Origin of the sequence: Guyparkeria sp. TX1 (assembly GCF_046523965.1) — a bacterium.
Taxonomy (GTDB): domain Bacteria; phylum Pseudomonadota; class Gammaproteobacteria; order Halothiobacillales; family Halothiobacillaceae; genus Guyparkeria.
In genome coordinates this window covers 1,848,070-1,872,367 of sequence record NZ_CP144142.1, presented here as the reverse complement: position 1 = coordinate 1,872,367, position 24,298 = coordinate 1,848,070, and the positions used below count along the sequence as shown (strand labels likewise).

The window sequence follows — 24,298 nt, the reverse complement described above, 5'->3', positions numbered from 1 at the left end:
TAACCCCGCGTTCCCGCACGGCTGTCCGCCAACCGGCCGGGGGTGCCATCAACAAAACCATCGGGAAGGAAAAAAATTTTTGTCTTCCAGCCTTGGGGGTAGGGCAAAACCTCGCGCGGTCGCCGGGGTGGGAGTGGCCAGCTCGGGGCGCCGGCAGTGTCCGGTTGGAGGGGGGTGTCGCGGCAGGCATAATCACGGCCATGGCGAGCTTGCGCCCGGCGCGGGCCGCCCCATCAGTTCAAGGGAGTAGGCATGCGGATTCTGGTCACCGGCGCCGCCGGTTTCATTGGCTCGACGCTGTCGGCGCGGTTGCTCGACCGCGGTGACACGGTCATCGGGCTGGACAACCTCAACGACTACTACGACGTGAGCCTCAAGGAGGCCCGCCTGGCCCGGTTGACCGGGCGCGACGGCTTTTCCTTCGAGAAGCTCGACGTCGCCGACCGCGCCGGCATGGCCGACATGTTCGAGCGCGTGAAGCCCGAGCGCGTGGTGCATCTCGCCGCCCAGGCCGGGGTGCGCTACTCGATCGAGAACCCGCATGCCTACATCGATTCCAACCTGGTCGGCTTTACCAACATCCTCGAGGGCTGCCGCCACAACGACGTCAAGCACCTGGTCTACGCCTCGTCGAGCTCGGTCTACGGCGCGAACAGCGAGATGCCGTTCTCGGTGCATCACAACGTCGATCACCCGCTATCGCTGTATGCCGCGACCAAGAAGGCCAACGAGCTGATGGCGCATACCTACGCCTCGCTCTATAACCTGCCTACCACCGGCCTGCGGTTCTTCACCGTCTACGGCCCGTGGGGCCGACCGGACATGGCGCTGTTCAAGTTCACCAAGAACATCCTCGAAGGCAAGCCGATCGACGTGTACAACTACGGTCATCACCGGCGCGACTTCACCTACGTAGACGACATCGTCGAGGGCGTGATCCGCACGCTCGACCACGTCGCCACGGCCAACCCCGACTGGAGTGCCGCGAGTCCCGATTCCGGCACGTCGTTCGCTCCCTGGCGGGTCTACAACATCGGCAGCCATCGTCCGGTGGAGTTGCTGCGTTACATCGAGCTGATCGAGGAGGCCACCGGCAAGAAGGCCGAACTCAACCTGTTGCCGATGCAGCCGGGCGACGTGCCGGATACCTACGCCGACGTCGACGACCTCAAGGCCGATGTCGGCTACGCGCCGAGCACGCCGGTCGAGGAGGGCGTGGCCCGTTTCGTCGAGTGGTATCGCGGCTACTATGGGGTCTGAGGGTCCGATCCGCATCGCACCCCGCTGATCGAATCGCCACACGGGGCCCGGCTGTCGGGCCCGGCCGGCAAGGAGCCAAGATGGCCGCGGAACTCTGGGAAATACGCGATTTCATCGCCGAGGCACCGGCCTTCGCCGAGCTGCCCGCGGCGGTACTCGACTCTTTGCCTCGTCGCCTGACGGTGCGCTACCTGCGCCGTGGTCGTCCTTTCCCGCCACCCGATGCCGAGCCCGGCCTGTGGATCGTGCGCAGTGGCGCGCTGGCCGTGCGAGAACCCGATGGTCGCCTGCGCGAAAAGCTCGGCGAGACCGACCTGTACCTCGATACCCCAGATGCGACCGAACCCGATACCCGCGCGGACGGCGATGGCGGTGCGGCTACCGTGGCCGTGGTCGAGGACAGCCTGCTCTACCAGTTGCCGTTGCCGGCATTCGAGGAGCTGATTGCCGCCCATCCCGTGTTCGCCTGGCGCTTCGAGCGCACGCGTCGTGAGCGTCTCGAGCGGGCCCTGAGTGAGCTGGGCCAGGGCGGTCGCCCGGAGGCGCTGATGGCGGCAACGGTCGAGGCATTGCTGCGGCGCAAGCCGATCACCACCTCGCCGGACACCGTAATCCGGGAAGGCGCCGAGCTCATGACCGAGGCGCAGGTCTCGGCGTTGTTGCTGCTCGAAGACGGGCAACTGGTGGGGCTGGTCACCGACCGCGACCTGCGTCGGCGCTGCATCGCCGCAGGAGTATCGGTCGACTCGTCACTGCGCGAGATCATGACCGAGGCCTTGATCACGGTCCCCCCGACCGCCTCGGCCTTCGAGGCCTCGCTGCTGTTCTCGCGGCACAATATCCACCACCTGCCGGTGGTCGCCGAGGACGGTGAGCTGGTGGGCATCCTGTCGACCTCCGATCTGCTGCGCCACCAGGGCACCCATTCGATTCACCTGGTGCGTGATGCGATGGCGGCACCGGATGTCGGGGCGATCGCCCGGGTCGGATCGCGCCTGCCGGATCTTGAGGCGCAACTGGTGTCCATCGGCGCGGAGGCCGAGCCGCTGGGCGAGGCGATGGTCACGGTCACCGACGCCATGACCCGCCGGCTGACCGAACTGGCCGAGCAGGAACTCGGCCCGGCGCCCATCGCCTGGGCCTGGGCGGCATTGGGCAGCCAGGGCCGGCGCGAGCAGACGGCGTTCACCGACCAGGACAACGCCCTGATCCTCGATGACGCCTTCGAGCCGGAGCGCCACGGCGAGTGGTTCGAGCGCTTCGCGCGGTTCGTGACCGATGGCCTGGCGGCGGCCGGCCTGGCGCCGTGCCCGGGCGGTACCATGGCGACCACCCCGGACTGGCGCCAGCCGTTGGCCGGCTGGGCCCACACGTTTCGTGACTGGATCGATCAGCCCGAGTCGCACTCGGTCATGCTGGCGACCAACTTCTTCGACATGCGGATGGTCGCCGGGCGCGAGGCGCTGCTAGAGGCGCTCTGGACCACGGTACGCCCGGCGGCCCAGGAGAACACCATCTTCCAGCGGCGTCTGGCCAACAATGCACTGGCCATCCGCATGCCGCTGGGCTTTTTCCGCCGGCTGGTGGTGGTGGACGACGAGCAACACGACGAGCGGCTCGATCTCAAGCGGTACGGGCTGATGCCGATTGCCGATCTCGCCCGTCTGCACGCGGTCAGCCTGGGGTTGCCGGAGTTGCACACGGTACGTCGCCTGCAAGCTGCGGCGCGGGCCGGTGGCCTGTCGGAGCAGGCCGCCGCCGGGCTAGCCGATGCCTGGCGCCTGTTCTACGTGCTACGTGCCCGCCACCAGGCCCGGCAGGCACGCCTGGGCGAGCCACTGGACAACCGGCTTGATCCGGACCAGCTTTCGGGCCTGGAGCGCGACCACCTGCGCGACGCCTTCCGCGTGGTCGATGATCACCAGCGCTGGGTACGCGCCCACTTCGATGTCAGCGGCACCCGCTGAGATGGCCCGCCTGCGCCTGTCCTGGTTTCCGCATGTCACGTGGCTTTCCCTGCGGCGTCGCTACCATCGTCGGCGCGCGGCGGACGGCACGCCACTGGCCGATTTCCTCGACCGCCCCTTGGCCGATCTGGATACCGATTGGCGCGAGGGTGATTTCCTGGTGCTCGATTTCGAGACCACCGGACTCGACCCGCGCACTGACCGATTGCTGAGCGTGGGCTGGGTGGTGATGCGCGGCCCGACCATCGATCTCGCCACGGCTTACCACGAGGTGATCAACCCGATGATCGGCATCCCCGAGCAGAGCGCGGTGATCCACTGCATCACCGACGATGCCGCTGCGGAGGGGTTGCCGGAACGCCAGGCACTGGAACAGGTGCTCGAGGCGCTGACCGGGCGCGTGCTGGTGGCGCACAACGCGCGCTTCGAGATCGCCTTTCTCAACGCCGCCTGCCGGCGGCACTTCGGTGCGGGACTCGCCATCCCGGTGATCGACACCCTGCAGCTGGCCCGGCAGGGCTTCGAACGCCGCCACCTGCATCACGGCCCGGGCGAACTGCGCCTGGATTCCTTGCGCGGGCGTTACCACCTGCCGCGCTACCACGCCCACCACGCCCTGATCGACGCGCTGGCGACCGCTGAACTGCACTCGGCCCTGTGCCAGGACCGGGTATCGCCCAAGGGACGGCTGCCGGTGCGGCGGCTGTTGTCGGTGCTTTGATCCCCTGGCCGGCATGCCTAGCCACGGCGACGTGAGTCGAAACACGGTGACCTGTTTGGGGGAGGGCGTCCACATCAACCAAGGAGGGTTGATTTATGAGTTACACGCACTTGCGTCGTGGCCGATGGTCGGAGCCCGGTCGGGAATATCTGGTGACGGCCGTGACCCGCGGGCGGCGGCCTATTTTCCAAGACTGGCATTTAGCCCGTCTGCTAATCAGCACCTTCCGTGAATGTGAGGCCGATCACCGAGCCGATTGGCTTGCTTGGGTGGTGATGCCGGATCATTTTCATGCCCTGATCAGACTGCGGCGACCGAGTCTGGCAGAGGTCGTACAACGGGTGCGCGGCGCCAGCGCTCGACGGATCAACAGACAGATGGCCAGGCATGGACGGCTCTGGCAACCGAACTACCACGATCATGCCTTGCGTGCGGACGACGAGCGACGCCACGTGGCACGTTACATCGTGGCCAACCCCGTACGCGCGGGCTTGGTGGACAGAATCGGTGATTACCCTCACTGGGATGCCGTCTGGCTTTGAGTTTGTGTCGGGCTGAAGCCCGACCTACAGGGGCCAATGAGAACTCACCGGAACCGTAGGTCGGGCTTCAGCCCGACAAGCCTGCATCGTGCAAATGGTCCGACTACGAAGATGGCTCAGGCGGCCGACTGAGCCGGCATCACCCGCTGGCTGATGCTCTCGCGCAGGGAGAGCAGGGCGGGGATGACGAACAGCACCAGCAGGGTGGAATAGCCCAGGCCGAAGGCGATCGAGGTGGCCATCGGGATCAGGAACTGAGCCTGCAGCGAGGTCTCGAACAAGAGCGGGGTCAGCCCGCCGATGGTGGTCAGCGAGGTCAGCATCACGGCGCGCAGGCGCTGCACGGCGGCCTGCTCGAGCGCCTCGTCGACCGATAGCCCCGCGGCGAGCTGATCGCGGTAGAAGGCGACCAGGATGATGGCGTTGTTGACCACGATCCCGGACAGCCCGAACAGCCCGAACAGCGACAGGATGGTCAGCTCGATGCCCATCGCCCAGTGGCCGAAGATTGCCCCGACCAAGCCGAAGGGAATCACCGTCATCACGATGAACGGCATGGTCCAGGCGGAGAACACCCAGACCAGCACGATGTACATCAGCGCCAGCCCCAGATAGAGCCCGAACTTCATGTCCGCCATGGTCTCGCGTTGGTCGGCCTGGCGTCCCTCGAAGCTGTAACCGATGCCGTATCGGCTGGCCAGTTCCGGCAGGGTTTCGCGTTCGAGCGAGGCGCGCAGGTTCTCGGCGTTGGCCAGTTCGCGGTTGATCTCGGCGGACACCTCCACGGCGCGCACGCCCTCGGCGTGGCGGATGGCCTCGAAGCCGCGTTGCGAGCCGAGATCGACCACCTGCCGAACCGGCACGAAGCTGCCGTCGTCGGTGCGAATGCTCAGGTCGTCGAGCGAGGCGATCTGGCGGCGTTCGGCGCGCGGCAAAAGCACCCGCACCTCCACCTCGTCCGGACCGGACTGGTAGATCTGGCTCAGCGCGCCGTCGTAGGCCGCACGCAGTTGGTTGCCGACATCGCTGGTGGTCAGGCCGAGCGCCCGGCCCTGGGCGTTGACCGAGAAGGTGATCTGTTGTCGGCCGTAGGGCAGGTCGTCGGTGACGTCGACCACCCCCGGGACCCCCTTGAGGGTCTCGGCCAGGGAGACGGCGGCCTCCTTGAGATCGTCGGTGGTGGCCCCCTTGAGACGCACGGTCAGGTCGGCGCCCGGCGGGCCGCCCTGGCGCGAGCTGATCGAGAAGTTTTCCATGCCCGGCGGCAGGCGGGTGTTCTCGCGCCAGGTGCGGATGAACTCGGCATTACGGGTGGTGCGGGCATCCGGTTCGACCAGCTCGATCAGCATCGAGCCGAGCTGGTCGCCCTGGGTGCCGCTCTCGGCACCGATGGTTCCGCCCTGGCGGATGATGGCCGTTTGCACGAGTGTCTCGCCTAGTTCCTGCTCGGTCTCGGCAAGGCTGCGTTCCACCTCGTCCATGAAGGCGGTCATGCGCTCGCGATCGGTGCCGGCGACGAAGGTGGCGTTGGCATAAACGATCTGCGACTCGGGGGTCGGGAAGAAGGTGAAGCCCAGTCGTCCGCCGGCGAGTAGGCCCACAGCGACGATCACGGTGGCGACCGCCGTGGCCAGGGTCACGGCCCGGTGGCCGATCGCGAAGCGCACGGCGGGGCGGAAGTGGCGCTGGCGGAAATGATCGAAGCGACGATCGAATCCGGCGCGGAAGCGGGCCATGCGGCCGGATTGGCGTTGTTCGAGCGGGTCGTCGCGATGCCGACCGCTGAACGCCCCGCGCAGGTGACCCGGCAGCACCAGGAAGGCCTCGACCAGCGAGGCGCCGATCACGCAGATCATCACGATGGGGATGTCACGCAGGATCTGGCCAATGGTGCCGCCGACCACCAGCAGCGGCATGAAGGCGGCGATGGTGGTCAGCGAGGAGGCCATCACCGGCCAGAACATGCGGCGGGCGGCGCCCTGCGAGGCGAGCAGGGGCGCCTCGCCGTGGCGAAAGTGCGCATCGGCGTCCTCACCGACCACGATCGCATCGTCCACGATCACCCCGAGTGCCATGATCAGGGCGAACAGCGAGATCATGTTGATCGACCCGCCGATCAGCCACAGGATCGCCAGTGCGGCGAGAAAGGCCGCCGGGATGCCCGCGGCCACCCAGAAGGCCACCCGCCCGGGCAGGAACAGGTACAGGAGCACCAGGACCAGGATCAACCCACCCGCGCCGTTGGTGACCAGCAGGTTGATGCGGTCGCGAATCAGCTGCCAGGACTGGTCATAGGCCTTTACATGCATGCCGGGTGGCAGGTTCGGGGCGGTCTCGTCGACCCACTGCTGCAACGCCCGCGCCGAGTCCAGGCTGTCGCCGTGCTCGGCCCGCTGCAGTACCAGTTCTGCCGCCGGCATGCCCTCATGGCGCAGCAGCAGCGAGTCGCGACGCGGCTCCTGCAGGATGTGGGCGATCTGGTCGAGGTCGAGGCGCGCCTGCGGGCTGCTGATCACCGACAGGTTGGCGAACTCCAGCGGCCGACGCCGTTGCTCGACAGCACGCAGTTCGCGCCCGCCGTCGGCGCTGCCGAACTCGCCCGCCGGCACGTCGCGCGACAGGGCATTTATCGTCTCGGAGAGCTGCGGCAGGGATTGCCCCAGCGCCATCAGCGAGGACGAGGGCACCTCGATCGCGATTTGCTGTTCGGGCACCCCGTTGACGGTGACCCGGTCGATGCCCCGGTCGATCAGTTCGCGCTCGAAGCGATCGACCCACTGGCGCAGCGCCCCGCGTTCGACGTCGCCGTAGACCAGCAGCCGGGCGACCGGGTCGAACTTCGGTGCCCGGCTGATCTGCGGATTTTCCGCGTCGGCGGGGAAGTTGCGGAAGGTGTCGACCTGCTCGCGCACATCGTTGAGTGCGAGCACCGGGTCGGTGCCCTGCAGGAATTCCAGCGTGATGGTGGAGATGCCCTGCGCGGAGGTGGAGGTCATGGTGTCCACGTCGGGCACGGCGCGCAGACGCTCCTCGAGCGGATTGGTGATGCCGCGTTCGACGTCCTCGGCCGAGGCGCCGGTCCAGACCACCGAGACGGTGACGATATCGACGGCGAAATTGGGAAAGAACTGGATGTTCATCCGTGAGACGGCGAATAGCCCGCCCAGGATCATCAGCAGCATCACTAGGTGGGCGGCCACCCGGTGTCGGGCAAAGCGCTCCAGGATGCCCCGCGGTTGCCCGTCGGTCATTCCGTCGCCCCGGTGGTGGAGCTGCCACTCGTCTCGGATTCAGCGTCCTCCCAGCGCACCCGCAGACCGTCGACGGCATTGGGCAGCTGGGTGGTGGCCAGGCGGTCGCCGGCGGCAAGGGACGGGGCGCGCACCAGCAGCACGCCTTTGTCGCCCGTCGTGTCATCGCCGCGGTACTCGCCCAGTCGCTCGACCTGGGCGCGCTCGAGCCGCCCGTCACGGATACGGTAGACGTGATCGTTGCCGTAGAGCGCGCTGTGCGGGATGGCGACGGCATCCTCGACCGCCGGCATCTCAAGCTCGATTGTCAGCACCTGACCCGCCCGCAGGGAGTGATCCGGCTCGACAAAGCGGAACAACCCGGTCGCCCCCTGGCCACTGGCCTCGGCGGCGATGCGTTCGAGCTCGAGTGGCGTGTCGGTCTCTCGTGAGCGGGCACGGGGCGGATTGCCTGTCCGCAACGCCTCAAGCATTGATGCAACGCGTGTGGAGGGAATCAGGGCGCGTGCCTCGAAACCGCTCCACGGGTAGAAGGTCAGCAGGGCGGCATTGGCACCCACCTGGTCACCCGGTGTGACCTCGACGTTGCCGATCAGGCCGTCGGCCGGGGCCTCGGCCCGGGCACGTTCGAGATCGCGTTCGGCCGCCAGAACGTCGGCCTCGGCGGCGTCACGGCGTGCCTCGAGCCCGGCGAGGCGGGCGTCGAATGTCGACAGGCGCTCGCGCCGGGTGTTAAGGGCTAGGCGTGCCTGACTGAGGGTGTCTCGGGCGTTGTCGACGTCGGCCTGCGAGGCAAGGTTGCGTCCCCGCAGGTCACGGCTCCGAGACAGGGCGGTTTCGGCGTTCTGGACGATTTCCTGTTCGAGGGCCAGTGCTTGGCGATCGGATTCGTGTTGCGCCTGCACCTCGCGGATCTGCGCCTCGAGATCGGCGAGGTTGGCCTGGGCGCGTGACAGGGCCGGTTGGAAATCGCGGCGATCGAGCTCGATCAGGCGTTCGCCTTGGGTCACGGACTGGCCATCCTCGACCGGCACGGCGGCGACGCGCGCGGAAAGCGGGGCGTTGATTGAGAGCCGGTCGGGATTGGCCACCTCGCCGTACAGGGTCAAGACGGGATGGCGCCTGGCCGGTTCGACGGTCATGGTCTCGACCAGCCAGGCGCGTTCCTCGGGCTTTGCCTGGGGGGCGTCGGGCCGGCTCGCCTTGAGGGCGAGGAAGGCCGCGATTGCAACGCCCAGGATCAGCAGGGGAAGCAGGAACCGAAACAGCCAGCGCCGCGGTAGGGAAGAGCGTCTCGGGGTATCGGATGGCTGCATGGTGTTCCGCTGGTCCTTCGCGCTGGCAACTGGACGGGCGTGACCGCGAATCGGGTCACGGAATCAAGCGCCCGAAGCATAGCAAATCGGCTTGGGGTTTGCGCCGGTCCACTAATGCCGAATCAGTAAAACTAATTGAAATGGTGTTGGCCTCACGGCTTGCCCAGCATGGCACGGATCGCATTCATTGCCTCGGCGGCGGTCGCTTTGCTTTCTTCTTCGCTTTTCTGCACGCCGATGCCTTCCCAGCGGAGCAGGTCGGGTTCGACCTCCTCGAGAAAACGGCTGGGCTGGATGTCGCGCCACTGGCCATAGCGCCGCCGCCGGCGGGTGAGCGTGAAGGTCAGGCTGCGTTGGGCGCGGGTGATGCCGACGAAGCACAGGCGTCGCTCTTCGGCCAGCCGATCGTCTTCCTGGCAGTCCTGGTGGGGCAGCAGGTCCTCTTCCATGCCCGTGAGATAGACATGCGGGAACTCCAGGCCCTTGGCGGCATGCAGGGTTAGCAGGCGAACGGCGTTGTCATCCTGGTCGCGGGTCTTCTGCTCGAGAATGCCCAGCAGGCTCATCTTCTGGACCAGTTCGGTCAGCGAGAGCGATTCGCCGCTGTCGTTGTCCACGGCGATCCGCTCGGTCCATTCGAGCCAGTCCTGCAGGTTGGTCCAGCGACGCTCGGCGGCCTTGGCGCTGTTTTCCTGCTCGCGCAGGTACCCGAAGTAGTCGATTTCCTCGAGCATCGTGCGCATTGCCTCGGCCGCGGGCTGCTCGTCCATGCGCCCCCGCGTGGCGTCCAGCCAGTCGAGGAACTGGGTCAGCTGGTGATGCACGCGGGTGTCGAGCCGTTGCGCGGCGGTCACCGACCGGGCGGCGGCCGCCAGGTGGACGTGGCGTTCGCGGGCGATCTGGCCCAGGCGCTCGAGGGTGGTCGGGCCGATGCCACGTCGCGGGGTATTGATGATCCGCAGCAACGCGGCATCGTCGGACGGGTTGGCCATCAGGCGCAGGTAGGCCATGGCGTCCTTGACCTCGGCGCGCTCGAAGAACGACTGGCCGCCGGTAAGGATGTAGGGGATTGAAAGCTTGCGCAGTTGCTGTTCGATCAGGCGCGCCTGGTGGTTGCCGCGGAACAGGATCGCGAAGTTGCGATAGGGCGAGTCGTCCTTGAAGTGCCGGTGCAGGATGTCGGTGGCAATGCGCTCGGCCTCGTCTTCGGCGGTGTCGCAGACCAGCACCCGGTGTGCCTCGCCGGGGCCGACCGCACTCCAGAGGGTCTTGGGCTGGGTGGTCGGGTCGTTGGCGATCAGCTGGTTGGCCGCGGTCAGCACGGTATTCACCGAGCGATAGTTCTGCTCGAGCTTGATGGTGGTGAGATTGGGGAAGTCCCGCTCAAGATGGGAGAGATTCTCAGGGCGCGCCCCGCGCCAGGCGTAGATCGACTGGTGGTCGTCGCCTACTGCCGTCAGGCGGCCCAACTTGCCCACCAGCAGGCGAACCAGTTCGTACTGGCTGGCGTTGGTGTCCTGGTATTCGTCGACCAGCAGGTAGCGCACGCGGTGCTGCCAGCGCTCGCGCGCCTCGGGGTCGTCGCGCAGCAACTCGACCGGTCGCTTGATCAAATCGTCGAAATCGAGCGCGTTGCAGGCGGTCAGTTGCCGGGCGTAGTCGCTGTAGAGCGAGGCGCAGGCGGCCTCGACCTCGTCGGCGCTGATCTCGGCGGCCTGTTTTGGGGTGAGCAGGTCGTTCTTCCACTGCGAGATCTGCCACTGGGCCTCCTTGGGCTCGATCATCCCCGCGGCCGAGTCGTTCTGCTGCAGTAGCGACTTGATCAGGTTGAGGCTGTCTTCGGCGTCGAGGACGGTGAAACCCGGGCGCAGGCCGAGCGTGCGGATCTCGCGACGGATCAGGTTCAGCCCGAGGGTGTGGAAGGTCGAGATATTGAGCCCGCGACGGCGCTCGGCAGGCAGGCGTTGCCCGATCCGTTCGCCCATCTCGCGCGCGGCCTTGTTGGTGAAGGTCACCGCCCAGATGCCGCGGGCGGGCGTGCACTTGGACTCGATCAGGTGGACGATCTTTTCTACGATCACGCGCGTCTTGCCCGATCCTGCGCCGGCGAGCACCAGCAGCGGGGTATCGATGTGCCGCACTGCGGCCTGTTGTTGCGGGTTCAGCCCTTGCATGGTGCGACCGGTGGACGGTGGTGACGGGCGGTGGCCGCCTCGAGCAGGGCGGCGGTGAGTATCAGCGCGCCCCCGGTCCAGACGTGGGCACCGTGGATGCGATCACCCAGCCAGGTCGCCGAGGCGACGGCCACCAGCAATTCGAGGGTCATGAGGATGGCGGTGCGCGAGGCGGGCAGGCGCTCGACCGCGTACTGCGTCGCCAGCACGGCGGCCAGGAGCATGGTCGCCCCGTAGAGTGCGCTGCTGCCGACCGCCGAGAGCGTCGGTACCACGCCGAACTCGCTGGACAGGGCCCAGGCGATCAGGCCGAGCACCACGGTCGAGCCCTGCATCAGGGTGAGCTTGATCGGGATGGGCTGCTCGTGGAGAAAACGGAACAGGGTGTTGGCCGCGGCCAGGGTAAAGCCCGCGACCAGAGCGAACAGGTCCGCGGCACGCAAACCGTCACCAAAATCCGGGCCGAGGATCAGAAACGCCCCGGCCAGGGCACTGATGACCGCCAGTACGCGGGCGGGTGTCAGGGGTTCCTTGAGGAAAAAGCGGCCGAAGAGCACGCCCCAGGCGGGGATCAGAAAGAACAGCATCATCGACCGGACAACGTCGCCGTAGACCATCGCGATCGTGAAGCCCACGCCCGAGACGCCGGCGGCGAAGGCCAGCAGGGCCAGCCATTCCCAGTTCAGCCGGGTGATCGGCGGTCGCGTCGGGTCGTGCCAGGCACGCCAGGCAAATGGAAGGATGATCAGCCATTGCGCGGCGTAGGCAATGACGGTGAGCAGGATCGGGCCGATGCCCAGCGAGTGGGCGTATTTGAGCCAGATCCAGGTCAGGCCCCATAGGGTGGAGCCTGACATCAGGATAAGGGTGGGCGGGACGCGCTCGCCCGCTGTCATCGCGGGCGACACGTTAGGCGCGCCGGAGACGTTGGCGATTCATGCCCGGCGTCACGAGCCGTCGACCCAGACCCGCGCGTTCTCGAACAGACGCAGCCACGGGCCGCGATCGGTGTCCGGATCACGCTGATCCGCGGACCAGCGGTCCGGACGCCAGGAGAACTGACTCGCCCGCCAGACGCGCTCGGGATGCGGCATCATGATGGTGAAGCGGCCGTCCTCGGTGGTAAAGCCGGTCTCGCCGGCCGCCGAGCCATTGGGGTTCGCCGGGTACGCTTCCGTGGCGATGCCGTGCCCATTGACGTAGCGCAGGGCGGTGAAGGCCTGTTCGGCATCCTCGGGACGGCGGTAGGCGACGCGTCCTTCGCCGTGGGCGACCGTGATCGGCAGGCGACTGCCGGCCATGCCGGCGAGCAGGACCGACGGCGACTGCGGGATCTCTACCAACGACAGGCGCGCCTCGAATTGCTCGGAGCGGTTACGCAGGAAACGAGGCCAGTGGGCCGCGCCCGGGATCAGGTCGGAAAGCTGCGAGAACATTTGGCAGCCGTTGCACACCCCCAGACCGAAGGTGTCGTCGCGCTCGAAGAACGCCTGCATGGCGTCACTGGCCCGGGCGTTGTAGCGGATCGCGTGCGCCCAGCCCGAACCGGCGCCGAGCACGTCGCCGAAGGAGAAACCACCGCAGGCCACCAGCCCCTTCATGTCGGTCAGGTCGTGGTGGCCGGCGATCAGGTCGGCCATGTGCACGTCGACGGCCTCGAAGCCGGCGGCGGTGAAGGCCGCGGCCATCTCGACCTCACCGTTGACGCCCTGTTCGCGCAGGATCGCGATCCGCGGGCGTGTGCCGGTGGCGATCATCGGCGCGGCGACGGACTGGCTCACGTCGAAGCTAGCCTCGGCGCCGGCCAGTTGCGGGTCCTCCAGGTCGGTTGCCGCGGCATAGGCCTGTTCGGCGGTTGCCGGGTTGTCGCGCAGGGCGCTGATGTGGAACGAGGTCGCCGACCAGATGGCCTTGAGGTCGGTCAGCGGGCGGTCGATCACGGTCTTGCCGCGCCAGTCGACGTGGACCTGCGGCTTGGCGACCGCGCGGCCCAGTTCGATCAGGGCCTCGCCCAGCCCGGCGAGCTCGAACTGCTCGCGGATGAAGTCGGCATCGCCGGCCTTGACCTGGAAGGCGGCACCCACCTCTTCGGCGAATAGCCCGGCCATCGGATCGCCGCCCAGGCCGTCAATGGAAAGGTCCAGCCCGCAGCGGCCGGCAAAGGCCATCTCCAGCAGGGTGGTGATCGCCCCGCCGTCGCTGCGGTCGTGGTAGGCGGTGAGATAGCCCAGGCGGTTAAGCTCCTGGGTCAGGTCGAAGAACGCCTTGAGCGGCGCCGGCGCGATGTCCGGGGTGGTCGAGCCGGTCGCATTAAAGACCTGGGCGAGTGCCGAGCCACCCAGGCGGTTCTGACCTAGCCCGAGGTCGACCAGGAACAGGCGGTTGTCGGTATCCGAGACCAGTTCCGGCGTCAGGGTCCGGCGCACGTCACTGACCGGGGCGAAGCCGGTGACCACCAGCGAGACCGGCGAGGTGACTGTCTTTTCGGTCTTGCCGTCCTGCCAGCGGGTCTTCATCGACAGGGAGTCCTTGCCCACCGGGATGCTGATCCCCAGCGCCGGGCAGAACTCCATGCCGACGGTGCGCACGGTATCGAACAGGCGCGCGTCCTCGCCCTCGTGCCCACAGGCAGCCATCCAGTTGGCCGACAGCTTGATGCGGTCGGTGCCGTCGATGGCGGTGCCGGCGAGATTCGTGACCACCTCGGCCAGTGCCAGCCGCGCAGAGGCCGGCGCATCGAGCAGGGCGACCGGGGCGCGTTCGCCCATGGCCATCGCCTCGCCGTGGTGGTGGTAGAAGTCGGTGGCGGTCACCGCGCTGTCGGCCACCGGCACCTGGGCCGGCCCGACCATCTGGTCGCGTGCGACCAGGCCGCCGACCGAGCGATCGCCGATGGTAATCAGAAAGCTCTTGTCACCGACGCCCGGCAGGGCGAGTACGCGATCGAGCGCGGTGTTGACCTCCACGCCGTCGAGATCGAGCTCGACGGCGGCGTGCGGCTGGTGCTTGACGTCACGGTGCATCTTCGGCGGGTGGCCGAAGAGGGTCTGCATCGGCAGATCGACCGGGTTGTCGCCGAACTGCGGGTCGGCGACCTGCAGGTGCTGCTCCGCGGTGGCCGTGCCGACGACCGCGAACGGGGCACGTTCACGGTCGCACAGGGCGGCAAAGCGCTCGAGGTCGCCGGGCTGGATCGCCAGCACGTAGCGTTCCTGGGATTCGTTGCACCAGATGGCCAGCGGCGTCATGCCCGGCTCGTCGTTGGGGATCTGGCGCAGGTCGAAGCTGCCGCCCATGCCGGCATCGTTGATCAGCTCGGGCAGGGCATTGGACAGGCCACCGGCGCCGACGTCGTGGATCGAGACGATCGGGTTGGTATCGCCGAGCGAGATGCAGCGGTCGATCACTTCCTGGACGCGGCGTTCCATCTCCGGGTTGGCGCGCTGGACCGAGGCGAAATCGAGTTCGGCGTGGCCGGCGCCGGAATCCTGCGAGGAGGCCGCGCCCCCGCCGAGACCAATCTGCATGGCCGGGCCGCCCAGCACGATCAGCAGGTGGCCCGGGGCGATCGGTTCCTTCTCGATCAGGTTGGGGCGGATCACGCCAACGCCGCCGGCGATCATGATCGGCTTGTGGTAGCCCCAGGCGTGGCGCTGGTGCGCGCCCTCGTCGTCGCCGGTGTTCATCTCGAGCGTGCGGAAATAGCCACCCAAGGCGGGCCGACCGAATTCGTTGTTGAACGCGGCTGCACCGATCGGGCCGTCGAGCATGATCTCCAGCGGGCTGACGATGCGGTCCGGGCGGCCGATATCCGCGGTGGTCGCCTCCCAGGGCTGCGGCAGCTCCGGGATGCGCAGGTTGGAGACCGAAAAGCCGGTCAGGCCGGCCTTGGGCTTGCCGCCGCGGCCGGTCGCGCCCTCGTCGCGAATCTCGCCGCCGGCGCCAGTGGCGGCACCCGGATCGGGCGAGATGGCGGTGGGGTGGTTGTGTGTCTCGACCTTGGCGAGAAAGTCGATACGCTCGTCGACCGTCTCGTAGTTGCCGGTGACGGGATTGACGGCAAAGCGGGTACCGTCCTGGCCCTGGAGAACCGCGGCGTTGTCCTTGTAGGCCGACAGCGTGCCCTCGGGGTGGCGCTTGTGGGTGTTGCGGATCATCGCGAACAGCGACAGGTCGCGCTCCTCGCCGTCAATGGTCCAGTCGGCGTTGAAGATCTTGTGCCGGCAGTGCTCGGAGTTCGCCTGCGCGAACATCATCAGCTCGACGTCGGTGGGATCGCGCTCGAGTCGACGATAGGCGTCGGCGAGGTAATCGACCTCGTCGCTACTCAGGGCCAGGCCCATGCGCTGGTTGGCCGCGGCAATCGCGCCCTGGGCGTCGTCGCCCAGGGCGATGCGCGAGAGCGGGGCGGGCTGCGCGTGGGTGAACAGGGCCTCGAGTGACTGCTCGTCGTGGTAGACCGACTCGGTCATGCGGTCGTGCAGCACCTCGAGGAGGGCCGGGCGCCAGTCGAAGTCATCGGTATTGATCGAGTGCCCGGACACCGCGAATTCGATGCCCCGCTCGATGCGATCGATGCCGTCCAGGCCGCAGATGCGGGCAATGTCCGTGGCCTTGCTCGACCACGGCGAGATGGTGCCGGCCCGAGGGGCGACGACGACTCGCGGCCAGACGTCCGACCAGTCTTCCGTCGGCTCGCCGTAGTCGAGGAGCTCCTCCAGGCGGGCCTCGTCGACCTGCGAGCCATCCTTGGTATCGACCAGGTGCACGAACCGGGCATGCACGGCCTCGATCCCGGGATGGATGGCCGCCAGTCGCTGCTGGAGCTTGGCGAGTCGAAACGGGGATCGAGCGGCGTTGCCGGTAATAATTCGCATAGGTCGGTCGGGCTGGTCGCCTGGGTCGGTGTGTGTCGGGTGGCAGGCACGGGTCGCGCATGGCGGACGCGGAAGGCAGTCGTCGGGCGGCGCGTGCTGAGGGCGTGAATTGTACAACAGCCTGGCGCCAACCTCGGTAGGGTCTGGGGGCAGATCGTTGGTCGAATGGCCGCAGTTCGGCTGAGCGGTTGCGCAGGGTTCCGGTGGGAGCCAGTCGGTCGTCGGGGCAGGCTCGCCGGCAGTTCAAATCGCCCCTCGCGTTCTCAGGCCAGAAAAAGGGCCCGCCAGTCGCGGTTGTCGTTGCGTGGCAGGTCGGGTTTTTCCCCGGGCAGAGGCAGTTCGATGCCGATCTGGCATTCGCCATTTTCCAGGGGACGATGCCAGATCACCTCGCCAAGCAGGTAGAACGGCTCGGCATTCTCCTCCAGGCGCGCAACCACCTCGACCGGTGTGCCGGGGCGTACCCGGTCGGCCCAGTCGGCGTCGCAGCACAGATTCAGGCCGTTGGCGCTGATATCGATGATGCTTCCGCTGCCTACCGGGTGGGATTCGCCGGTGAGGCGCAGCAGGCCGGTGCCGGTCTTGTCGAGCCGCAGGAAGTCGCGGCGGTCGCGGTGGTGCTCGTCATCGCTGGGGCGAGTCGCGTGTTCAGTGTTCATCGCGATGCTCCTCCAGTTGGCCGCGCAGCTCGGTAAGCGAGCGGGCGAATCGTGGGTTACCGAACACCAGCCGCGTGCGATCGGCGAACAGGTCATCGAGTACCTGAGCGACGGGGAGGTTCAGCTTGGCTTGCCCGGTGCGGTTGGCGAAGTTGACCACGCCGTTGTCGATGTCGAGATCCCGGACTTTCAGGCGACGCAGCGCACGCCCGGGCCCGGTGTATACCTCGAACCATTCCTCGCTCGTGCTCTGCTGCTCGAAAAATGCTTGAACGACGTCGAGCGAGGCGAGCAGTAGCCCGTCGGTGGGGATGTGGCTTGCGGTGGTTTCCGGTTCGTTGGCGACCACGTCTGCCTGCGAATCCTCCTCCGCGCACGCCACGTGATCCGGGGTGGCCGGCGGCGAGTCCGCCTCGACGACCGGCGAGGGAATCGTCAGCGCTTCGACAGACGCCGCTTCGGCCTTCGGGCCGTCGACGGTGGCATGGGTTGGCGTTTGCTCGGCACCTGCCGGTTTCGACCGGGACACCACGGGCACGTCCAGGCTGTCGCGGCTCTGGGCGTCGAGATACTCGATGAAGGCATCCAGGGTCTGCTGCTCTTCGCCCAGCAGCCCGTCGCTGGTCCTGTCGTTGAACACCCGCGAGGCCTCGCGGCTGAATGCCTTGACGTCATCCGGCCCCAAGGTGGGGTCGAGTTGCAGGGTCAGTGCATCCTGGAGCAGGCCGATGATCCCGGCCCACGGTGCGCTTTGCCGGCCCTGGTTGATCATGGTGCGGACCATGAAGGGCTGGAATACCTCGTCGAGCAAGGCGCGTGTGGGCACACGCACCGGCATCTCGTTGGTATGACCGGCCAGGATCTTGCCGACGCGGATTCGGCATCGTTCCTCGATCTGGGCCAGACGCTCGTGCGCCGGGGTGACCGCCGGCTCGGGCGACTCGGTCGGCTTGCCGCGCGAGATATCCCGCAGGTGATCGGCGAATGTGTCGAGCTCGGCGGGGTTGTCCAGCACGGCCTGCTGGATGGGGCCAAGGATCGACGCGGTCGACTCGATATCCGGCTTGAGATCCGGGTCCGAGCCGATCAGGGCAAGCAGGTTGAGGATGCGACGCATCGGGTGATCGGCATCGGAGAGGAAATGGCGATCTTTCGATGCGAGCAGCAACACCGCGAGTTGCAGCGTGGCGATCTGTCGGCGGTGGCGCGGATCGATCAACTCGTCATTGAGTACGTCGCCCAAGGTCATGCCGACCAGGCGAATCACTTCCCGGCTGCGGGTCGGCCAGTTGGCAGCCGGCAGGGTGGGCTCGAGGCGGTCGCGAATGAACGCGGCGAAATCGTCGGGACGCCAGTCCTGGTCGCGCTCGAAGCGGAACTGATACTGGTCGTCGCCGGCAATGCTGGCGCGAACCAACGGCACCAACCGATCGGCCAGTGCTTCGGGGGAGGGGCCGGCGTGTTGCGGCACGTCGGGGACGGTCGGTTGGGCAGTTGGCGGCGTGCCGAGCGGGGTTGCGTCGGCCAGCGGGTCGCGCAGTCGCTTGATGCCGGGAAGGACACCCACCTGGATCAGGTAGTCGTTGAGTACCGAGTAGATCGGGGTGAGCCGGAACAGCACCTGTTCGGCCCAGTGGGCGATCAATCGTTGGCGGACGCTGCCCGGCAAGTCGCGGGTTCGGGCGAGAAAGGCCCGGCTGATCGATTCGAGTGTGAACAGGCCGGCGGGAACGTTCTCCGGGTCATCGTTGTGCAATTGACCGATGCGTGCCTCGAACTGGGTGTGCTCGATGCCGCAGCGCTGGCCGGCCTCGGCAAGCTTGTCTTCGAACGTCAGCGCGCGAGCGCGATCGCCGATCAGTTGATGCCATTCGGCCTGCCGCCAGTCCGCCGCCGGCTCCAGCAGGGTCTGGGCAAAGGCGCGGTAGAAGTCCTCCTGCTCGCTTCGACATTGGGCGATGGCTTCAAATGCCTCGGCCCGTCGATCGTTGTCGGTCTCGGACGAGGCCTGATCGAACAGCTGCCGCTCGACTTGGGCAAACAGCCGTTTGACGCCCTCGTGCAACGCGGCCCCCATTAGGCGGGTCAGTTCGTCGCGGACCTGGGCAGGGCTGGTCTGGAATCGATTCATCATTTTGTGTCAGGGTTCGATATCGCTCGATAGAGCTCGAGATAGGAACGGGCGCTGGCCCCCCAGTCGTACTCCTGGCTCATTGCCTGTTGGCGGACCTGTATCAGGTCGTCCGGTCGCTTGAACAACGCCTTGAATTCGTCGATCGACCAGAGGATCGAGGTGACATCGACCTGGTTCATCACGATGCCGGTGGCGCTGCCGTCGCGGAGGGTCGCCGGCGTGACGGGGGTAACCGTGTCGGCCAGGCCACCGACGCTGTGAACGATCGGTACGGTGCCGTACTTGAGACTGTAAAGCTGGTTGAGCCCGCAGGGCTCGAACCGACTCGGCATGATGAACGCATCGCCACCTCCTTCCAGTCGATGGGCCAGTCCCTCGTCGTAGCCGATGCGTACGGCGATGCGCTCGGGATCGGCCTCGGCACGTGCCCGCAGGGCCTGTTCGAAGCGCCGCTCGCCGCTGCCCAGGCAGGCGAACTGCACGTCGCGCTGCCCGAGCATGGAAAGGGCCTGGATGAGCAGGTCGATCCCTTTCTGTTCCACCAGCCGACCGACATGCACGATCAGGGGCACGTCATCCCGTATCGGCAGGCCGAGCTCTTTCTGAAGGGCTGCCTTGTTTGCCGCCTTGCCGTCGAGTTTGTCGCGCGAATAGGGCGTGACCAGGGCGGGGTCGGTCTCCGGGTTCCAGTCCGAGCCGATACCGTTGAGGATGCCGACCAGCGAATCACTGCGATGGCGTAGCAGTCCATCGAGCCCGTAACCGAACTCCGCGGTCTGGATTTCCCGGGCGTAGTTGGGGCTCACCGTGGTGATGCGGTCGGCAAATACGATGCCGCCCTTGATGAATGACATGTTGCCCCAGAACTCGAGCCCGTCGGGTCGCCACAGGCTCCATGGCAGCCCCAGGCGCTCAAAGGTCGATCGGTCGAACACGCCCTGATAGGCCAGGTTGTGCAGGGTGAAGACGGTCTGCGGCTTTTCTGCCTCGTGGAGCAGGGCCGGGATCAGGCCGGTTTGCCAGTCATTGGCATGTACCACGTCCGGGTGCCAGTCGGGGTCGACCTCGCCGGTAGCGACGGCGACGGCCGCGCGGGCGAACAGGGCGAATCGGTCGGGGTTGTCGTGCCAGGAGTTGCCGTCCGGACCCATGTAGGGATTGCCCTGGCGGGCGGAGAACGTGGGGTGATCCACCAGGTAGACGCGTACACCGCTGTCGGGCATGACGGTCTGCAGGATGTCGACCGGCTGGCCAAGGACGTCGAGGCGCGCGAGATGCTCGGTGGTCTGGTCCTCGCGCAGGGCCAGGTCGCCGTAGCGCGGCAGGACCAGGCGTACGTCGATACCCAGCTCGGTCAGCGCGGCGGGCAACGCGCCGGAGACGTCGGCGAGTCCCCCGGTCTTGATCAGGGGATAGGCTTCACTCGTCGCAAACAGCACAGACAGCGACACGTCGGTATCTCCTTGATATCGGTTAGGGCGGCCGGTTGGCGTCACGCCAAGGGGTCACTTTGGATGTGCGCCCCAAACCGCCAAGTATCGCATGTTATCGGACCGTGGTGGTTCGGCACAGCGGGAGTCATCAGTCGCCGCCGTGCTTGAGCACGACCGCCGACAGGCCGGGCAGATCGAGCGTAAGGCTCGCCGGCTGATCGTGCCACGGGGTGGCCTCGGCCGTGCCGGGCGATGGGTTGTGGCCCGCGCCACCGAAGCCCTCGCCGTCGGTACTCAGGAGCACCTGGTACCGCCCGGCCTCGGGTACGCCGATGCGGTAGCCGGGGCGGTCGACCGGGGTGAAGTTGAAGACCACCACCACGGTCTCGAAATGGCCATGACGAAGGAAGCTGATCACCGACTGATTGCGGTCGTTGCAGTCGATCCAGGCAAAGCCGCCGGCATCGAAGTCGCGTTCGTGCAAAGCGGGTTCGTGCCGGTAGCGGAAATTGAGCTGGTCGACCAGGGCCTGGATGCCCTGGTGCAACGGGTAGTCGAGCATCCACCAGTCGAGTTCTCGTGCATGTGACCACTCGTTGCCCTGGCCGAACTCGGTGCCCATGAACAGGAGCTTCTTGCCGGGGAAGGTGTACTGCCAGGCGAGCAGCAGGCGCAGATTGGCGAAACGCTGCCATTCGTCACCCGGCATCTTGCCGGGCAAGGAGCGCTTGCCGTGCACGACCTCGTCGTGGGAGAGCGGCAGGACGAAGTTTTCCGAAAAGGCGTACAGCAGCCCGAAGGTCAGTAGGTTGTGGTGATAGGGCCGGTGCAGCGGATCCTCGCTGAAGTAGGCGAGCGAGTCGTTCATCCAGCCCATGTTCCACTTCATGGAAAAACCCAGTCCGCCGTGTTCCGGTGGCCGGGAGACCATCGGCCAGGCGGTGGATTCCTCGGCCATCATCAGGGTGCCGGGGTTGCGCGAGAGAATCGTGTGGTTGAGCCGCTGCAGGAAATCGATCGCCTCGAGGTTCTCCCGCCCGCCGTGCCGATTGGGTAGCCAGTCGTCGGCCTGGCGGGAGTAGTCGAGGTAGAGCATCGAGGCGACCGCGTCGACGCGCAGGCCGTCGAGGTGCAGTTGCTCGACCCAGTACTGTGCCGAGGCGATCAGGAAGTTCTGCACCTCGCGCCGGCCGTAGTTGAAGATCAGGGTGCCCCAGTCCCGGTGTTCGCCGCGACGGGGGTCCTCGTGTTCGTAGAGCGCGCTGCCGTCGAAGCGCGCCAGGGCGAATTCGTCACGCGGGAAATGAGCGGGGACCCAGTCCAGGATCACGCCGATGCCCGCGGCATGGGCCCGGTCGACGAAACGGCAGAAGGCGGTCGGGCTGCCGAAGCGGCTGGTCGGAGCGAAATACCCGGTGGTCTGGTAACCCCAGGAGGCATCGAAGGGATGCTCGGTGACCGGCAGCAATTCGATGTGGGTAAAGCCGCGTTCCTGGACGTAGGGGATCAGCTGGTCGGCCAATTGGTCGTAACTGGGAAACTGCCCGTCGGGCAACCGCCAGGAGCCCAGATGCACCTCGTAGGTCGCCATGGGCGCCTGGTCCCATTGCCATTGCTCGCGGCGGGCCATCCAGTCGTCATCGTGCCATTCGAAGGGCTGGAAGGCCGGCACGATGGCGGCCGTGTCGGGGCGCATTTCGAAGGCGCGGCCGACCGGGTCTGTGCGCAGCTGGGTCTCGCCGGTGAGGCGGCTGGTGATCTCGAACTTATAGAGATCGCCGACCGTTACCCCCGGGACGAACAGTTCCCAGACGCCGCTGTCACCCAGCACGCGCATGGGATGACGACGACCGTCCCAGTCGTTGAAGCTGCCGACCAGGCTGACGCGCTCGGCATTGGGGGCCCACACCGCAAAACGGGTGCCGACCACCTCGTCGACCGAAAGCACCTGGGCACCGAGCATTTGCCACAACTGCAGATGTCGGCCCTCGGCGAACAGGTGCAGGTCGAGTTCGCCGACCGTCGGCAGGAAACTGTATGGATCGACGATCTCGTACCGATGCCCGTCTGGCATGACGACGGTATAGGCCGGATGTTTGGGAACCCAGGCACGCGGCAGGGAGGCCTCGAACAGGCCGGGGCATTCCGGGTGGGCCGTCAATGCCATGGGCTCGCCGTCCTGATCGACGGTCTCGACCGAGGCGGCGTGCGGCTGATAGGTGCGTAGCCGGAGGTTTTCGTTGTCGATGGCATGCACGCCCAGAACCCGGTGCGGGTCGTGGTGGCGCGCATCGACAATGGCTTGCAGGTCGTTTTCCATGCGGTTTCGATCCCGGTAGTTGGCGCTGGTGCGCACTGTCGGCGATGCCAGGCGGATTCGCTGACCCGACTATGGCATAGGCGCGGGGTCGCAGCGAGCCCGGATCGGGTCTCCGGTTCCGGGATGACGCGTGCCGTGGCCTCGTTGCCGGGGCTCTGTGTGCAGGGCCTGGAAAAGAGCAGGGCAGGTTCGCAAGGCCCGGCGTTTCCTGCGATGGTCTCCCTCGACTCGAAATTGTTATACCCCGGAAACACGGATGCGCTAGGCTTTCGACTGGCGGTTAGCCGCTGTTTCGACCACATGGAACGCGAGAGGAAACTCGGGATGATTGTCGACAGCCCCAAGCGACTGGTCAGTCGAATCACCAGGGATACATTGGCCCTGGTCCTTGCCGGTGGACGCGGCTCGCGGCTGCGTCAGTTGACCGACTGGCGTGCCAAGCCGGCCGTGCCGTTCGGGGGCAAGTTCCGAATCATCGACTTCCCGCTGTCCAACTGCGTCAATTCCGGCATTCGCCGCATGGGGGTGCTGACGCAATACAAGGCCCATTCGTTAATCAAGCACGTCCAGCTTGGTTGGGGCGGCAATCACGTCGCCCGTGGTGAGTTCGTCGAGTTGCTTCCCGCCCAGCAGCGCATGAACGACCAGTCGTGGTACAGCGGCACCGCGGACGCCGTTTACCAGAACATCGACATCCTGCGCGCGCACGAGTCGGAATACACCCTGATCCTCGCGGGTGATCACGTCTACAAGATGGATTACGGTCCCATGATCGCCTACCACGTCGAGAAGGGCGCGGACCTGACCATCGGCTGCATCGAGGTGCCGATTGATCAGGCCCGCGCCTTCGGCGTGATGGGCATCGATCGCGAGGGCCGTATCGAGAGCTTCGTCGAGAAACCCGACGACCCGCCACGCATGCCGAGTTCGCCCGACTCGTCGCTCGCCTCGATGGGTATCTACGTCTTTCGCACCGATTTCCTGTTCGAGCAGTTGATCCTCGATGCCGACGATCCCGACTCCGAGCACGATTTCGGCAAGAACGTCATCCCGCGCCTGATCGAGGAGAATCAGGTCTACGCCTACCCATTCCGCGAACCGGGGCTGACCGATCAACCCTACTGGCGCGACGTGGGCACCATCGATGCCTACTGGTCGGCCAACCTCGAGCTGATCGGCGTGCAGCCCGATCTCAATCTCTATGACACCGACTGGCCGATCTGGACCTACCAGGAGCAGTTGCCGCCGGCGAAGTTCGTCTTCGATGAGGACGGCCGCCGGGGCATGGCCATCGATTCGATGGTCAGCGGCGGCTGCATCATCTCCGGTGCGGTGGTGCGCCATTCGCTGCTGTTCTCGAACGTGATGGTGCGCGAGCAGGCCTACGTCGAAGATGCCGTGATCCTGCCTAACGTGCAGGTGGGCGAAGGTGCCGAGGTGCGACGGGCGGTAATCGACAAGGGCTGCCTGATCCCGCCGGGCATGCAGATCGGGGTCGATCTCGAGGCGGATCGGGAGCGTTTTGAGGTTAGCCCCGGGGGCGTGGTACTGGTCACGCCCCAGATGTTGGGACAAAAACTGCACATGGTGCGCTGATAGCGATCCTGGTTGATCCGGGGTGCCTCGGGGCATTTTCCCTGAATG

Annotated in this window: 14 protein-coding genes; 5 read left to right on the top strand and 9 right to left on the bottom strand. The window is 66.6% G+C overall.

Going from position 1 to position 24,298, the window contains the following annotated elements; translation table 11 throughout:
- Nucleotides 1-252: 252 nt before the first annotated feature.
- The 4 genes from VWP12_RS08650 (at nt 253) to VWP12_RS08635 (ending at nt 4,490) form a co-directional block, all read left to right on the top strand.
- Complete coding sequence (locus tag VWP12_RS08650) at nt 253-1,260, top strand: NAD-dependent epimerase (protein ID WP_410473791.1); 1,008 nt, start codon at nt 253-255, stop codon at nt 1,258-1,260.
- Nucleotides 1,261-1,340: 80 nt separating this feature from the next.
- Nucleotides 1,341-3,227, top strand: a complete 1,887-nt coding sequence (locus VWP12_RS08645; protein ID WP_410473790.1) for a DUF294 nucleotidyltransferase-like domain-containing protein — start codon at nt 1,341-1,343, stop codon at nt 3,225-3,227.
- A complete protein-coding gene (locus VWP12_RS08640) occupies nt 3,208-3,948 on the top strand; it encodes an exonuclease domain-containing protein (RefSeq protein WP_410473789.1) in 741 nt (246 codons plus the stop codon). Before VWP12_RS08645 ends, VWP12_RS08640 begins: the two co-directional genes overlap by 20 nt.
- Before the next feature lie 95 nt (nt 3,949-4,043).
- Complete coding sequence (locus VWP12_RS08635) at nt 4,044-4,490, top strand: REP-associated tyrosine transposase (RefSeq protein WP_410473788.1); 447 nt, start codon at nt 4,044-4,046, stop codon at nt 4,488-4,490.
- A gap of 116 nt (nt 4,491-4,606) precedes the next feature.
- On the opposite strand, the gene VWP12_RS08630 is transcribed toward VWP12_RS08635, so the two are convergent.
- From VWP12_RS08630 to glgB, 9 genes are all read right to left on the bottom strand, one after another.
- Entirely contained in the window at nt 4,607-7,741 is a 3,135-nt protein-coding gene (locus tag VWP12_RS08630) for an efflux RND transporter permease subunit (protein WP_410473787.1), read from the bottom strand.
- Entirely contained in the window at nt 7,738-9,057 is a 1,320-nt protein-coding gene (locus VWP12_RS08625; protein ID WP_410473786.1) for an efflux RND transporter periplasmic adaptor subunit, read from the bottom strand. Before VWP12_RS08625 ends, VWP12_RS08630 begins: the two co-directional genes overlap by 4 nt.
- Before the next feature lie 152 nt (nt 9,058-9,209).
- Entirely contained in the window at nt 9,210-11,231 is a 2,022-nt protein-coding gene (locus VWP12_RS08620; protein WP_410473785.1) for a UvrD-helicase domain-containing protein, read from the bottom strand.
- Nucleotides 11,219-12,127, bottom strand: coding sequence for a DMT family transporter (locus tag VWP12_RS08615; RefSeq protein ID WP_410473784.1), 909 nt, complete (start codon nt 12,125-12,127; stop codon nt 11,219-11,221). Before VWP12_RS08615 ends, VWP12_RS08620 begins: the two co-directional genes overlap by 13 nt.
- A 51-nt stretch (nt 12,128-12,178) precedes the next feature.
- Entirely contained in the window at nt 12,179-16,108 is a 3,930-nt protein-coding gene (purL, locus tag VWP12_RS08610) for a phosphoribosylformylglycinamidine synthase (protein ID WP_410473783.1), read from the bottom strand.
- 263 nt (nt 16,109-16,371) lie between these two features.
- The gene (locus VWP12_RS08605; RefSeq protein ID WP_410473782.1) at nt 16,372-16,767 is read right to left on the bottom strand and encodes a PilZ domain-containing protein; all 396 of its coding nucleotides are present in this window, start codon (nt 16,765-16,767) and stop codon (nt 16,372-16,374) included.
- Nucleotides 16,757-18,901, bottom strand: coding sequence for a DUF1631 family protein (locus VWP12_RS08600; protein ID WP_410473781.1), 2,145 nt, complete (start codon nt 18,899-18,901; stop codon nt 16,757-16,759). The genes VWP12_RS08605 and VWP12_RS08600 overlap by 11 nt, the downstream gene beginning before the upstream one ends.
- Nucleotides 18,898-20,352 carry a glycogen synthase GlgA gene (gene glgA / locus VWP12_RS08595; RefSeq protein WP_370271309.1) on the bottom strand — a complete coding sequence of 485 codons (1,455 nt, stop codon included), beginning with the start codon at nt 20,350-20,352 and terminating at the stop codon, nt 18,898-18,900. The genes VWP12_RS08600 and glgA overlap by 4 nt, the downstream gene beginning before the upstream one ends.
- Nucleotides 20,353-20,482: 130 nt before the next feature.
- Nucleotides 20,483-22,654 (bottom strand): 1,4-alpha-glucan branching protein GlgB, encoded by a 2,172-nt coding sequence (gene glgB / locus VWP12_RS08590; RefSeq protein ID WP_410473780.1) that lies wholly within the window; start codon nt 22,652-22,654, stop codon nt 20,483-20,485.
- 324 nt (nt 22,655-22,978) lie between these two features.
- Here glgB and glgC point away from each other — a divergent pair, with 324 nt between their 5' ends.
- Nucleotides 22,979-24,250, top strand: a complete 1,272-nt coding sequence (glgC, locus tag VWP12_RS08585; protein ID WP_370271308.1) for a glucose-1-phosphate adenylyltransferase — start codon at nt 22,979-22,981, stop codon at nt 24,248-24,250.
- The last annotated feature ends 48 nt before the right edge of the window (nt 24,251-24,298 follow it).

Excerpts from the sequence above, each read along its gene's own strand:
- VWP12_RS08650 (WP_410473791.1), top strand. The coding sequence starts at position 253 with ATGCGGATTCTGGTCACCGGCGCCGCCGGTTTCATTGGCTCGACGCTG.
- VWP12_RS08645 (WP_410473790.1), top strand. The coding sequence starts at position 1,341 with ATGGCCGCGGAACTCTGGGAAATACGCGATTTCATCGCCGAGGCACCG.
- VWP12_RS08640 (WP_410473789.1), top strand. The coding sequence starts at position 3,208 with ATGTCAGCGGCACCCGCTGAGATGGCCCGCCTGCGCCTGTCCTGGTTT.
- VWP12_RS08635 (WP_410473788.1), top strand. The coding sequence starts at position 4,044 with ATGAGTTACACGCACTTGCGTCGTGGCCGATGGTCGGAGCCCGGTCGG.
- VWP12_RS08630 (WP_410473787.1), bottom strand. The coding sequence starts at position 7,741 with ATGACCGACGGGCAACCGCGGGGCATCCTGGAGCGCTTTGCCCGACAC.
- VWP12_RS08625 (WP_410473786.1), bottom strand. The coding sequence starts at position 9,057 with ATGCAGCCATCCGATACCCCGAGACGCTCTTCCCTACCGCGGCGCTGG.
- VWP12_RS08620 (WP_410473785.1), bottom strand. The coding sequence starts at position 11,231 with ATGCAAGGGCTGAACCCGCAACAACAGGCCGCAGTGCGGCACATCGAT.
- VWP12_RS08615 (WP_410473784.1), bottom strand. The coding sequence starts at position 12,127 with ATGACAGCGGGCGAGCGCGTCCCGCCCACCCTTATCCTGATGTCAGGC.
- purL (WP_410473783.1), bottom strand. The coding sequence starts at position 16,108 with ATGCGAATTATTACCGGCAACGCCGCTCGATCCCCGTTTCGACTCGCC.
- VWP12_RS08605 (WP_410473782.1), bottom strand. The coding sequence starts at position 16,767 with ATGAACACTGAACACGCGACTCGCCCCAGCGATGACGAGCACCACCGC.
- VWP12_RS08600 (WP_410473781.1), bottom strand. The coding sequence starts at position 18,901 with ATGATGAATCGATTCCAGACCAGCCCTGCCCAGGTCCGCGACGAACTG.
- glgB (WP_410473780.1), bottom strand. The coding sequence starts at position 22,654 with ATGGAAAACGACCTGCAAGCCATTGTCGATGCGCGCCACCACGACCCG.
- glgC (WP_370271308.1), top strand. The coding sequence starts at position 22,979 with ATGATTGTCGACAGCCCCAAGCGACTGGTCAGTCGAATCACCAGGGAT.